The 13,048-nt window shown below is 61.7% G+C and carries 6 protein-coding genes, 2 tRNA genes and 2 rRNA genes; 1 reads left to right on the top strand and 9 read right to left on the bottom strand.

Going from position 1 to position 13,048, the window contains the following annotated elements; translation table 11 throughout:
- Positions 1 to 22: 22 nt before the first annotated feature.
- The 4 genes from BBJ41_RS34745 to BBJ41_RS34730 form a co-directional block, all read right to left on the bottom strand.
- Positions 23 to 2,903 (bottom strand): 23S ribosomal RNA (locus BBJ41_RS34745).
- Between the two features lie 303 nt (positions 2,904 to 3,206).
- A tRNA-Ala gene (locus BBJ41_RS34740) sits at positions 3,207 to 3,282 on the bottom strand.
- A gap of 41 nt (positions 3,283 to 3,323) precedes the next feature.
- Positions 3,324 to 3,400 (bottom strand) — tRNA-Ile (locus tag BBJ41_RS34735).
- Positions 3,401 to 3,463: 63 nt separating this feature from the next.
- A 16S ribosomal RNA gene (locus tag BBJ41_RS34730) occupies positions 3,464 to 4,996 on the bottom strand.
- Together the 16S and 23S rRNA genes with 2 tRNA genes alongside form the textbook arrangement of a ribosomal RNA operon.
- A 670-nt stretch (positions 4,997 to 5,666) precedes the next feature.
- On the opposite strand from BBJ41_RS34730, the gene BBJ41_RS34725 reads away from it, so the two are divergent.
- On the top strand, positions 5,667 to 6,137 hold the full coding sequence (locus tag BBJ41_RS34725; RefSeq protein WP_069750846.1) for an ATPase: 471 nt from the start codon (positions 5,667 to 5,669) through the stop codon (positions 6,135 to 6,137).
- A 29-nt stretch (positions 6,138 to 6,166) separates the two neighbouring features.
- On the opposite strand, the gene BBJ41_RS34720 is transcribed toward BBJ41_RS34725, so the two are convergent.
- The 5 genes from BBJ41_RS34720 to BBJ41_RS34700 all read right to left on the bottom strand — a co-directional run bounded on the left by BBJ41_RS34720 (position 6,167) and on the right by BBJ41_RS34700 (position 12,836).
- Complete coding sequence (locus tag BBJ41_RS34720) at positions 6,167 to 6,853, bottom strand: DUF429 domain-containing protein (RefSeq protein WP_069750845.1); 687 nt, start codon at positions 6,851 to 6,853, stop codon at positions 6,167 to 6,169.
- Between the two features lie 9 nt (positions 6,854 to 6,862).
- The gene (locus BBJ41_RS34715) at positions 6,863 to 7,387 is read right to left on the bottom strand and encodes an HD domain-containing protein (protein ID WP_047904598.1); all 525 of its coding nucleotides are present in this window, start codon (positions 7,385 to 7,387) and stop codon (positions 6,863 to 6,865) included.
- 123 nt (positions 7,388 to 7,510) lie between these two features.
- Positions 7,511 to 10,981 (bottom strand): ATP-binding protein, encoded by a 3,471-nt coding sequence (locus BBJ41_RS34710; RefSeq protein ID WP_069750844.1) that lies wholly within the window; start codon positions 10,979 to 10,981, stop codon positions 7,511 to 7,513.
- Between the two features lie 3 nt (positions 10,982 to 10,984).
- On the bottom strand, positions 10,985 to 12,235 hold the full coding sequence (locus tag BBJ41_RS34705; RefSeq protein ID WP_069750843.1) for a metallophosphoesterase family protein: 1,251 nt from the start codon (positions 12,233 to 12,235) through the stop codon (positions 10,985 to 10,987).
- Between the two features lie 58 nt (positions 12,236 to 12,293).
- Positions 12,294 to 12,836 carry a CbrC family protein gene (locus BBJ41_RS34700; RefSeq protein WP_083282107.1) on the bottom strand — a complete coding sequence of 181 codons (543 nt, stop codon included), beginning with the start codon at positions 12,834 to 12,836 and terminating at the stop codon, positions 12,294 to 12,296.
- Positions 12,837 to 13,048 lie beyond the last annotated feature (212 nt).

The following is a 13,048-nucleotide window of genomic DNA, read 5'->3' as shown; positions in this document are numbered from 1 at the left end:
GTCTGTAAAACAGACTTGTTATAGGATCAAGCCTTACGGGCAATTAGTATCAGTTAGCTGAACGCATTACTGCGCTTACACACCTGACCTATCAACGTCCTGGTCTCGAACGACCCTTCAAGGGGATCTAGTCCCCAGGGATATCTCATCTTAAGGCGAGTTTCCCGCTTAGATGCTTTCAGCGGTTATCTCTTCCGAACATAGCTACCCGGCGATGCCACTGGCGTGACAACCGGTACACCAGAGGTTCGTCCACTCCGGTCCTCTCGTACTAGGAGCAGCCCCCTTCAAATATCCAACGCCCACGGCAGATAGGGACCAAACTGTCTCACGACGTTTTAAACCCAGCTCACGTACCTCTTTAAATGGCGAACAGCCATACCCTTGGGACCGGCTACAGCCCCAGGATGAGATGAGCCGACATCGAGGTGCCAAACACCGCCGTCGATATGAACTCTTGGGCGGTATCAGCCTGTTATCCCCAGAGTACCTTTTATCCGTTGAGCGATGGCCCTTCCATACAGAACCACCGGATCACTATGACCTGCTTTCGCACCTGCTCGACTTGTCGGTCTCGCAGTTAAGCACGCTTATGCCATTGCACTATCAGCACGATTTCCGACCGTACCTAGCGTACCTTCGTACTCCTCCGTTACGCTTTGGGAGGAGACCGCCCCAGTCAAACTGCCTACCATGCACTGTCCCCGACCCGGATCACGGGCCAAGGTTAGAACCTCAAACAAACCAGGGTGGTATTTCAAGGACGGCTCCACCGAAACTAGCGTTCCGGTTTCATAGCCTCCCACCTATCCTACACAGATCGGTTCAAAGTCCAATGCAAAGCTACAGTAAAGGTTCATGGGGTCTTTCCGTCTAGCCGCGGGTAGATTGCATCATCACAAACACTTCAACTTCGCTGAGTCTCGGGAGGAGACAGTGTGGCCATCGTTACGCCATTCGTGCAGGTCGGAACTTACCCGACAAGGAATTTCGCTACCTTAGGACCGTTATAGTTACGGCCGCCGTTTACCGGGACTTCAATCAAGAGCTTGCACCCCATCATTTAATCTTCCGGCACCGGGCAGGCGTCACACCCTATACGTCCACTTTCGTGTTTGCAGAGTGCTGTGTTTTTATTAAACAGTCGCAGCCACCAGTTTATTGCAACCCCTTCACCCTTTGCCCGCAGGGGCATCAAGCTACAAGGGCGTACCTTATCCCGAAGTTACGGTACCAATTTGCCGAGTTCCTTCTCCCGAGTTCTCTCAAGCGCCTTAGAATACTCATCTCGCCCACCTGTGTCGGTTTGCGGTACGGTCATCGTTAGACTGAAGCTTAGAGGCTTTTCTTGGAACCACTTCCAATTGCTTCGCTCCCTAAGGAGCTCGCGCCACACCCTTGAATCCTGCGCCCGGATTTGCCTAAGCGCCTTCTCCAATGCAGCGACCGGGACTTCCAACACCCGGACAACCTTCCGCGATCCGTCCCCCCATCGCATCTAACAATGGTGCAGGAATATTGACCTGCTTCCCATCAGCTACGCATTTCTGCCTCGCCTTAGGGGCCGACTCACCCTACGCCGATGAACGTTGCGTAGGAAACCTTGGGCTTACGGCGAGGGGGCCTTTCACCCCCTTTATCGCTACTCATGTCAGCATTCGCACTTCTGATACCTCCAGCATCCCTTCCGAGACACCTTCGCAGGCTTACAGAACGCTCTCCTACCATGCGAGCATAGCTCGCATCCGCAGCTTCGGTATATAGCTTAGCCCCGTTACATCTTCCGCGCAGGACGACTCGATCAGTGAGCTATTACGCTTTCTTTAAAGGGTGGCTGCTTCTAAGCCAACCTCCTGACTGTTTTAGCCTTCCCACTTCGTTTCCCACTTAGCTATATTTGGGGACCTTAGCTGGCGGTCTGGGTTGTTTCCCTCTTGACACCGGACGTTAGCACCCGATGTCTGTCTCCCGTGATTGCACTCTTCGGTATTCGGAGTTTGCTATGGCGGGGTAATCTGCAATAGACCCCCCAACCATGACAGTGCTCTACCCCGAAGGTGAGACACGAGGCACTACCTAAATAGTTTTCGGAGAGAACCAGCTATTTCCAAGTTTGTTTAGCCTTTCACCCCTATCCACAGCTCATCCCCTAACTTTTCAACGTTAGTGGGTTCGGACCTCCAGTACGTGTTACCGCACCTTCATCCTGGCCATGGATAGATCACTTGGTTTCGGGTCTACGCCCAGCAACTGAACGCCCTATTCGGACTCGCTTTCGCTACGCCTGCCCTATACGGTTAAGCTTGCTACTGAACGTAAGTCGCTGACCCATTATACAAAAGGTACGCCGTCACCCCTTACGAGGCTCCGACTGTTTGTATGCATGCGGTTTCAGGATCTATTTCACTCCCCTCCCGGGGTTCTTTTCGCCTTTCCCTCACGGTACTGGTTCACTATCGGTCGATCACGAGTATTTAGCCTTGGAGGATGGTCCCCCCATCTTCAGACAGGATTTCACGTGTCCCGCCCTACTTGTCGCACACCTAGTTCTTTCATACTGTTTTCGCCTACGGGGCTATCACCCGCTATGGCCGCACTTTCCAGAGCGTTCGGCTAACAATACAAATAAAGAGTGCAAGGCTCATCCCATTTCGCTCGCCACTACTTTGGGAATCTCGGTTGATTTCTTTTCCTGCGGTTACTTAGATGTTTCAGTTCACCGCGTTCGCTTCGCATGGCCTATGTATTCAGCCATGGATACTCCAAAAGGAGTGGGTTTCCCCATTCGGACATCTACGGATCAAAGCTCGTTTGCCAGCTCCCCGTAGCTTTTCGCAGGCTACCGCGTCCTTCATCGCCTGTGATCGCCAAGGCATCCACCACATGCACTTGTTCGCTTGACCCTATAACGAGTCTGTCTCTCCGACAGTCGTTACAGGTTGAGTTTTCGCGTTGTGCCGTATTCCAATTGAGTCAAACATAGAGTTCGAATCATCTTGAGATACATCGATACAATCACAACCCGGATAACTTCCACGTCCATCTCAAGACGCTTCCGCTATCCAAATTACTTACTTCTTCCAGATTGTTAAAGAACGACAGCCGATATGGTGTTACTCATATCACTCTGACTGGCTCAATCGCCAATGGCAAATGCTCGTCTCACACGTCACTTTCGTGTGATCCAAACGCTTCCCATTGAAGATTGGTGGAGGCAGACGGGATCGAACCGACGACCCCCTGCTTGCAAAGCAGGTGCTCTCCCAGCTGAGCTATGCCCCCATGAGTACAGATTCCTCAGGTACTACCGCCAGACAAGACATTGGTGGGTCTGGTTGGATTCGAACCAACGACCCCCGCCTTATCAAGACGGTGCTCTAACCGACTGAGCTACAGACCCCTGAGTCTGTCTTTAATTTACAGCCGATAAGCGTGAGCGCTCAACTTTGCGAGATAGCTCTGGAAAGGAGGTGATCCAGCCGCACCTTCCGATACGGCTACCTTGTTACGACTTCACCCCAGTCATGAATCCTACCGTGGTGACCGTCCTCCTTGCGGTTAGACTAGCCACTTCTGGTAAAACCCACTCCCATGGTGTGACGGGCGGTGTGTACAAGACCCGGGAACGTATTCACCGCGGCATGCTGATCCGCGATTACTAGCGATTCCAGCTTCATGCACTCGAGTTGCAGAGTGCAATCCGGACTACGATCGGTTTTCTGGGATTAGCTCCCCCTCGCGGGTTGGCAACCCTCTGTTCCGACCATTGTATGACGTGTGAAGCCCTACCCATAAGGGCCATGAGGACTTGACGTCATCCCCACCTTCCTCCGGTTTGTCACCGGCAGTCTCCTTAGAGTGCTCTTGCGTAGCAACTAAGGACAAGGGTTGCGCTCGTTGCGGGACTTAACCCAACATCTCACGACACGAGCTGACGACAGCCATGCAGCACCTGTGTATCGGTTCTCTTTCGAGCACTCCCACCTCTCAGCAGGATTCCGACCATGTCAAGGGTAGGTAAGGTTTTTCGCGTTGCATCGAATTAATCCACATCATCCACCGCTTGTGCGGGTCCCCGTCAATTCCTTTGAGTTTTAATCTTGCGACCGTACTCCCCAGGCGGTCAACTTCACGCGTTAGCTACGTTACTAAGGAAATGAATCCCCAACAACTAGTTGACATCGTTTAGGGCGTGGACTACCAGGGTATCTAATCCTGTTTGCTCCCCACGCTTTCGTGCATGAGCGTCAGTATTGGCCCAGGGGGCTGCCTTCGCCATCGGTATTCCTCCACATCTCTACGCATTTCACTGCTACACGTGGAATTCTACCCCCCTCTGCCATACTCTAGCCTGCCAGTCACCAATGCAGTTCCCAGGTTGAGCCCGGGGATTTCACATCGGTCTTAGCAAACCGCCTGCGCACGCTTTACGCCCAGTAATTCCGATTAACGCTCGCACCCTACGTATTACCGCGGCTGCTGGCACGTAGTTAGCCGGTGCTTATTCTTCCGGTACCGTCATCCCCCGGCTATATTAGAACCAAGGATTTCTTTCCGGACAAAAGTGCTTTACAACCCGAAGGCCTTCTTCACACACGCGGCATTGCTGGATCAGGCTTTCGCCCATTGTCCAAAATTCCCCACTGCTGCCTCCCGTAGGAGTCTGGGCCGTGTCTCAGTCCCAGTGTGGCTGGTCGTCCTCTCAGACCAGCTACTGATCGTCGCCTTGGTAGGCCTTTACCCCACCAACTAGCTAATCAGCCATCGGCCAACCCTATAGCGCGAGGCCCGAAGGTCCCCCGCTTTCATCCATAGATCGTATGCGGTATTAATCCGGCTTTCGCCGGGCTATCCCCCACTACAGGACATGTTCCGATGTATTACTCACCCGTTCGCCACTCGCCACCAGGTGCAAGCACCCGTGCTGCCGTTCGACTTGCATGTGTAAGGCATGCCGCCAGCGTTCAATCTGAGCCAGGATCAAACTCTTCAGTTCAAACCTGTTACTGTTTTCGGTTCCGTTAAGAACCGGTCGCTCACTCAAAGCTGACAGGAATATGAATTGCTTCATAAACCTGACTTACTTTAGTGTGAGACTCTTGATACTTTCGCTTTCTGATCCGAAGATCAGCTCGCTTCCATCAAGCGCCCACACTTATCGGCTGTTAATTTTTAAAGAGCATTTCTGCGAGAAACCGTTGATTTCTCAGCAGCGCCGCGTTTTCAGCAGCAGAGAAGCGAGATTATGAACCGTGTTTCGCAGTTCGTCAACAACTTTTTAACTACTTCGTTGCGACTGCTGGGCCCATCTTCCTGCGCCAGCTGCGCGCCTGACCTGCTGCGCACCACCGACTTCGCTTCCCTCTTCCGCGCTGCGTTTCCGTTAGCGCGAAAGAGGCGTGATTCTATGCACCGCGCACCATCCGCGCAAGCCCCTTTGTGAAAATATTTTGAAAAAGCCTCCGTGCGCTGCCGCGCACGGAGGCTTGGGGCTTGGTGGGCCGAGGGGGCGCCGCGCGAACCGCCCGCTATCGATACAGGACGAACCTCTCTTTCATCCTATATATAGAAGGTAGAGGACCCGCGACATTGCGTGCTCAATCGGGTTCCGGGTTCGCCGGCCCAGGCCGCGGAACGGACAAGCAGCGTGGCTGCTGTCGAGTATCATGCCGCGACCGAACTACGTACTCACATCGACGATGGACAGCACCACTCAACCCGGCGACACCGATCTTCGCGACGAATATGCAGCGCTGCGCGAGCGCGCCATCATCCTGGAAGAACAGGTCCCGCCGCTTCTGCAACGCATCTCGGACCTCTTGCCGCGGATCAGCGGCGAATCCGAACTCGCGGACGAGCACCGCGAGCGGCTCGTCGGCGCTCGCAATGCAGCCATGGTCTCGATCGAAAACTATCAGCAGGCCATCCCTTTCCTGCAGACGGCCGATTCGATCATCGAGCAGATGGACAAGACGCCCGAGCGTGACGAAGACGTCGAGTGGCGCGAATCGCTGCTGCAACGGCTCGACGAACTGATCGACGTCGCGGTCGTGATGATCGACGACGCGCAAAGCTACTTCGAGCAGGCGCACGCCTGCGATCTGTCCGGCGTGCCGAAATCCATCCTCGAGGATTGAGTTGCGCTGGGCGCGACCGCGCGTTGCAACTACGGCGAATCGAGCACGATCGGTTCGCTCACGATCGGCACACGAATATATCCGCCCTCCGCATCGCCATACGCATGCGCGTTCCCGTCGACGACGTATTGCGCTGTCAACGCGCAGAGCGTCGCGTCTCGCGCATCGACGGAACGCAGCGTCGATACGTCGATCCCCAGTTGCTCCAGTAGTTGCCGGCGCTGGTTGCGCTTCTGCTTCGCAGACGCAACCGCCTTGCCCAGCAGCGCGCAGGTAATCGCGTAAGGATAGGTTTCGAAGCTCGCGCGGCCGCCCGCATATCGCGCATCGGTCAGCAACGGATAGGCATCCGCGAGCGCGCGGTAGACGCGTTCTCCCACGAACATCCAGTCGAAGAAGCCCGACGTGCTCGCGACGGCCTGCTCGCGCGACGGCGTCGGAAAACACGAGATCCGTTCGCGCGCCAGCGCCTGTTCTGCTGCGCGGCGCCCGGCGCCGGCCCACCAGAGGCTCGGTGCGTCGACGCCGACCGCCACGACGTCATGTGCGAGGCACAGTTCAGGCAACGCCTCGGGCGCGATCCGCGCTTCGCGGCAGACGACCGCCGATCCGCGCAGGATCACGAGATCGCATTGCTTCCTGTCTCCGCCAACATCGACACCCGCCACGGCAAGCAATTGCCGCGCGGCAGATCCGACGGATCGGGCCGATCGCACGCCGGCGCCTCAGTCTGCCGGTCGCGCGTCGTAGGCGGCGTCGAAGATCGCCTCCAGACCGGGATGCACGCCGCGCATCGGATCGACGACCGACTTCGCCCAGTCGAAGTACGCCTGCTTGCGCTCGAGCGGCCAGTCCGCGGGCGGATGCCGCGCGATGTCGCGCAGGTTGCAGATCTTGTCGGCCAGCTTCACGAGCTTCGCGCGCCGGCTGATGGTCGCCGCATGCTCGACCTGCAGGCGCTTGCGCTCGTCCTTCGGCAACGACTTGTCGTCCGTGACTTCCATCACGATGTCCGCCACGTCCTTGCCGAACAATCGCAGCAGTTCCTGCTCGGTCGTCTCCGTATCCTCGACCGTGTCGTGCAGCACGGCCGCGACGATCACGCGCTCGTCCTCGACGCCGGCCTCGTTGGCCAGCACGTCGGCGAGCGCGATCGGATGATTGATGTACGGCGACGCCTCTTCATCCTTGCGACGCTGATTGCGATGCTTGTCCGCCGCGAACGCAATGGCGGCTACCAGCTTTTTCATGTTCCCCCCTCGTGTGGCCAGTCCCGCGACCGCAAAACCGGCCGCGTGCGTTTCGGAACCGCACATACTACCTGTACGCGATGACCCTCCCCGTGTACCGGCATCCCCGCGCGCCGCCGTGCATCACGCGCCGGCCGGCCCGCGCTGCAGCTCGACCACGTTGACCCGCTCGCCGAATACGTCCCGCACGAGCGGCAACAAATGATCGTGGTGCGTCAGGAACAGTACCTGGGTTCGCGTCGACAGATCGCGCAGCGCATCGAGCCCCGCCTTCGCGCGCGCGTCGTCGAAGTTGATGAAGAGATCGTCGGCCACGAACGGCAGCGCGGTCCTGCTGCCGAGCTGCAACTCCAGCGCCGCGATCCGCAGCGCGAGGAACAACTGGTCGCGCGTCCCTTCGCTCAACCCGGCCACCTCGACCGACGCGCCTTTCGTGCGCCGCGCATACAGCGCGGGCGGCGTCCGTTCGGTATCGACGGTCAGCTTCGCGAATTCACCCAGCGTGAGCACGGCGAAGATCTCGCCCGCGCGCCGGAGCATCGGCCCCTGCTTCTGGTCGCGATAGCGATCCGTCGCCCACTTCAGCAACCGGCTCGCCGTGGCCGCCTCCAGATACTGTTCGGCCGCGTCGCCCATCGCCGCCAGCGCTTCCTGCCGCTTCGCCTCGGCGACGGCCGCATTCGCCTGGCCGTCGATCGCGCCGAACGCCTGGTCGGCCACGACCTGCTGCTGCGCGAGTTCGTTCAGCCGCCTGCCGACGTCGCCCAGCGACTGCTTCACCGCTTCGAGGTGCGCCGGCACGTCGGCTATATCCTGCTCCGCGACCTCGGCCTCGACGGCCGATCGCGCCAGGCCGTCGCCGTCGCGCACCAGCGTGTCATGCGCGGCATCGACCGCCTGCCGAAGCTGGCGCTGGCGATCCGAGCGTTCTGCCAGCGGCAGCGCCGCGTCGATCGACGTGACGCCGGCCAGTTGAAGCAACGGCTGGATGCGCGCATCGGCACCGGCCACCGCGGCGGTTGCATCCGCAACCTTGCCGTCGGCCTGCCGCACGGCATCGTCGGCACGCTCGATCGAGCGCGCGATTTCCCTGGCGGCCGCAAGCCGCATCGTCAGCCGGCGCGCCACGTCCGGCCAGTCGCCGCTCATCAGCCATTCCGGGGCCAGCGCCTCGGCCAGCCGCCGCGCACCGGCCTCGAGCGCGCCCAGCTCCGCGCGGATCGCGGCGATCCGGTTGCGCGGCGCATCGGCGTCGGCCAGTTCGGCCGTCACAGCATTCGCGAGCCCGAGCGCACCTTCCGCTGCGGCCAGCGTCGCCGCGCTCGCGGCAAGTTTCGCGTCGGCCAGCGCGTCGTTCCATTGCGCGTGCCATGCATCGTAGGCCGCCTGCGCGTGGCCGGCGCGCGATCGCGCCGTCGCGCATCCGCGTTCGGCTTCGCGTGCACGATCCTCGAGGCTGTCCTTCTGCGCGATCGCTTTCTCGGCCGACTGGACGAAAGTCTCGGCAATGGCCACGAGCGCTGCCAGCGCGTCCCCGTCATCACCGCGCGACACGGTGCGCAACGCCGCACGCAGCACGGCTTCGGCGCCGGCCCGCGCAGCGCGGATCGTGTCGAATTCGCGGCGCTGACGGTCGAGATCGGCCTGCGCGGCGAACACCGTGTCGCGCTTCGCGAGCCAGTCGCCCATCGCCGCCAGCGGCATGCCGGGCACCGCGGCCGTCGTCGCGAGCGCGGCCCAGGCGTCGCGATGCGCAGCCAGCTCGCGCTCACGCTCGTCCGACGCAGCTTGCCTGCGCGTCACGCCGGCACGCGCGAATTCGACCTGCTGACGCAGCGATTGCAGCGTCGCCGCCGCCTGCGTGGCGCCGAGCTGTACGTCGACGAGTTCGTCGGCCAGGCGAATCGCGTCGTCGACCGCCGGCGCGCCCGTCGCAAGATCGACGGCGCCGCTGCGGATGTCCCCCCATGCGCCGTCGCGCCGCGCGCGCGCCGCCAGCACGTCGGCGGTCGTGACGACCTTGTGGTTCTCCGCGAAATGCTTCTCCTGCAGTTCGAGCCGCTCGAGCTCTTCACGCGCGCCGTCCCGCGCATCGCGCGCGGCCGCGGCCGCGCTCGCGCGTTCGCCGTCCTCCTTGAGCAACGCGCCGAGCCGCGCCGCCGACGGCACATCGAGCGCACGAAGCGCCTCGACCGGCATGCGCCACTGGCCGAGCGCATCGAGCGCACCGGACAGCACGCGCTCGGCGGCGGCGATCTCGCGTTCCAGCGCCTGCTCGCGCTGGCTGCTATTGCGAAAACCTTGCGCATCGGCCAGCGCCGCGCGCAGCGCTTCCGGCACGTCGACGGTCGACAGGCGCGCCAGTTGCTCCTGCGCCTGCCCGAGTTCGCGTGTGCGTTCGTCGAGCGACTCTTGTGCGCCGACGCGGGCCTGATGCAGCGCGCCGTGTTCGCGCAGGAGGTTCGCGACCGTCTGCAGCGACAACGCCGTCGGCAGCGATGCGCGCAGCGACGCTTCGTCCGTCGGCCAGCCGAGCTGGGCGGCCGCGGAGCATGCAGCGGACAGGTGTCGTTCGACGTCGGCACCGAGCAACAGCAGATCCTGCGCGTGATTCATGCACGCGCTGCGCAGCCGATCGAGCGCTTCGATATCCGCGTCGAGCGCCAGCGTGTCGGCATCGGCGTCGATCGCCTCACGCGCCTGCCGTTTCGCGACCAGGTCGGCGCGCCGTTCTTCGAGCACTTTCTGTTCGGCTGCGAGATCGCCTTGCGCCTTCAGCAGATCCGCATAGGCGGTCGGCGGCAACTCGACGACCGCGCCCAGCTCGGCCAGCGCCGCGTCCTTGACCGTCAGCTCCTTCAGGTACGGCGCCAGCCGCCGCACGCGTTCGAGCTTGGAGCGCAGCGATTCGAGCCGGCGCTGTTCCGCGCGCGCCTGCTCGATCTGCTGTTCGACCGCTTCGCGCGCGTCCTTGCGATCGGCCCAGTCGCGCGTGCGCACCTGGACCGCCTTCAGTTCGGTCACGGCGTCGTTGAACGACGTTTCGGCGAGCGCAAAGGCGCTGCCGCTACGACGCGGCGCCCAGAGCTCGCCCGAGCGCGCCTCGAGCTCCTCGCGCACCGGCCCGAGACTGCCGACGCCGGCGGCCGATTCGAACAGCACCTGGCCGAGCTTGTCGGACGCATCGAGAATGCTCCGGCCGCCGTCGACCAGCCGCCCGTGATCGAGCCCGAACATCTGCTCGAAGAATTCGCGCGTCGCGCCATCGAGGATCGCGGCCAGATAGTCGTCGGGCAGCTTGTCGTCGGCGGGCGTGCGCAACGAGCTGCGCCCGCGCGCGCGGTGGAACGCGAGCGCGCCGGCGGCACTCTCGAGCACGCCGCCGATCCGCAGTTCGGGTGTGCTGTGCAGGAAATCGAGCGGCGTCTGCAGCTTCATCCCGAACAGCAGCTCCGACACCGCCGTGCGGATCGTCGACTTGCCGGCCTCGTTCGGCCCGACGATCACGTGAAAATCCTCGCCGGCCGACGGGAAACGCAGCGTCTCGTCGGTGAACTTGCCGTACTTGATCAGATCGAGCTGGCTGATGCGCATCGCTTACTCCCCCCTCGCCAGCCGCGCGAGCAGCGCAGGCCCGACCTGCTCGACGAGCGCGGTCAGCTCGCCCGTGCGCGCCATCGCCAACAACGGCACTTCCTCCTTCACGTCGCTGCGCACCTTGCCGACGAACGGCTTCAGGTCGCGTTCGAGCAGCGCGAGGAAATCCGGATCGTGCGCGGCGTCGGCGAGGATCTGCTTGAGATCCTCCAGCGCCTCGAGCTGTTCGCTCTCGCCCGGCTGCCGATCGGCGGCGGACGTCGCAAGGCGGACCTTCTCGAGCCACAGTCGCTCGTTGCCGATGATGCCGATCTGGTTCAGCACCTCCGCGCGCAACTGCGGCGCGCGGCCGAAAAAGAGGCCGTGCGCGGGCGTGCGCCCGGTGACCGTCACGCGCACCGCACGCGGCACGTGACCGTCGACGGTCAGCAGCGCCTCCAGCGACTGGCCGATCTTTCTCGACAGATCGGCGACCGTGACGCAATCGGACGCATCGACCGACACGGCTTCCCAGCGCAGCACGTCGAGATACAGGCGCTCGACCTGCGTGCGGCCCTGCTCGACCGTCACGAGCACCGCGCCACGGCGGCCCGTCTCGCGGATATGACGCCCCTGCAGGTTGCCGGGAAACACGACGGTGGACGACCCCGACCATTGCTGGAATTCGTGCACGTGGCCGAGCGCCCAGTAGTCGTAGCCTTTCGCGTGCAGTTCCGCCAGCGTGCACGGCGCATAGTTCGCGTGCGCCGCATAACCTTCGAGCGCCGTGTGCAGCACGCCGATGTTGTAGTACCCGGGTACCGGGTCCGGATAGCCGATCGCGAGATTGTCGACGACGGCCTTGTCCTTGAAGCTCTGCCCGTGCAGCGCGACGTCGAATTCCGGCAGCTTGTGGGTTTCCGGCTTGCGATGGCCGAACACGGTGACGTTGTCGGGCAGCGTCAGCTTCTTCGTCATTTCGCTTTCGGCATCGTGGTTGCCGCCGAGGACGAACGCACGAATGCCGGCCTTGCGCAGGCGCCCCATCTGCTGGCCGAAGAAAATGCCGGTGTTGTGATCCTTCCAGTCGCCGTCGTAGAGATCGCCGGCGATGACGAGGAACGCGACTTCCTCTTCGATCGCGCGATCCACGAGTTGCCGCAGCGCCTCGCGCGACGCGTTGCGCAACTGCGCGGCCGGTGCGTCGGGATACGCGCTCAGGCCGTGCAACGGGCTGTCAAGGTGAATGTCTGCCGCGTGGATGAACTTCACGAAGATTCCTCTGTTTCATGACGAAGGCGACTGCCGCACGACGCCACCGGCCCGGCCGTCAATCGCTATCCTGGTAACCGCCCAACTCGCCGCAATGAATGCAGCGAAACACATACGCGCTCGGCGAGCCGTCCTTGTCGAGCGCCGCGAAGAAACGCGCCCACTCGGCGCCGTCGTCGAGCCCGGTCGATTCCCGGATCGACGCGACGGCCTGCGGGCCGAGCGCCGTCAATTCGTCGGCACCCGCGCGGCCGATGAATTGCGCGCCGTCGCCGCAATGCGTCCACCACCGTTCCTGCTGCCAGCCCTGGAAGCCCGGCGTGCGATACGCGATCTCGTCGACGATCGCTTCGGGTACATCGTCCCATTCGCCGCCGCCGATCTCGTACGTGTCGGTAAAGCTTGCCTCGAGCCGCGCGTGCGCCGAGCCGTCGGCGATGCACCACGGGCAGATGCATTGCTCATACTCGTCGACCGCGTACACGGGGCCGGCGTAGACATGGCCGCGCGCTTCCCCGCAGCATACACAGCGCGTGTCCGACCGGATCACGCTGCCCGTTGACAGCGGGTCGGGATGGTACCTGAAAGCGGGTAACGACATGGGGTTCTCCTCGATCCGGATGAAGGGGAAGCACGCGATGCGAATTCGAACAGCCGGTGTGCCATCGCACGACTGTATTACTGCCGCGCCTCGGCCTCGGCACATGTGCCGTTCAAGCAACGATGGAAGCGATGCGTTGCGCCGCCGTGCGCGAGATATTTCCGATGGATGTCGATGCCTGCCGGTGCGGTACGCCACGTAATCGCCAAATA

The sequence above is a fragment of the Burkholderia stabilis genome (assembly GCF_001742165.1).
GTDB classification, from domain to species: Bacteria; Pseudomonadota; Gammaproteobacteria; order Burkholderiales; family Burkholderiaceae; genus Burkholderia; species Burkholderia stabilis.
The sequence above is the reverse complement of the archived record's forward strand: the minus strand, read 5'-3'. Positions and strand labels throughout refer to the sequence as shown.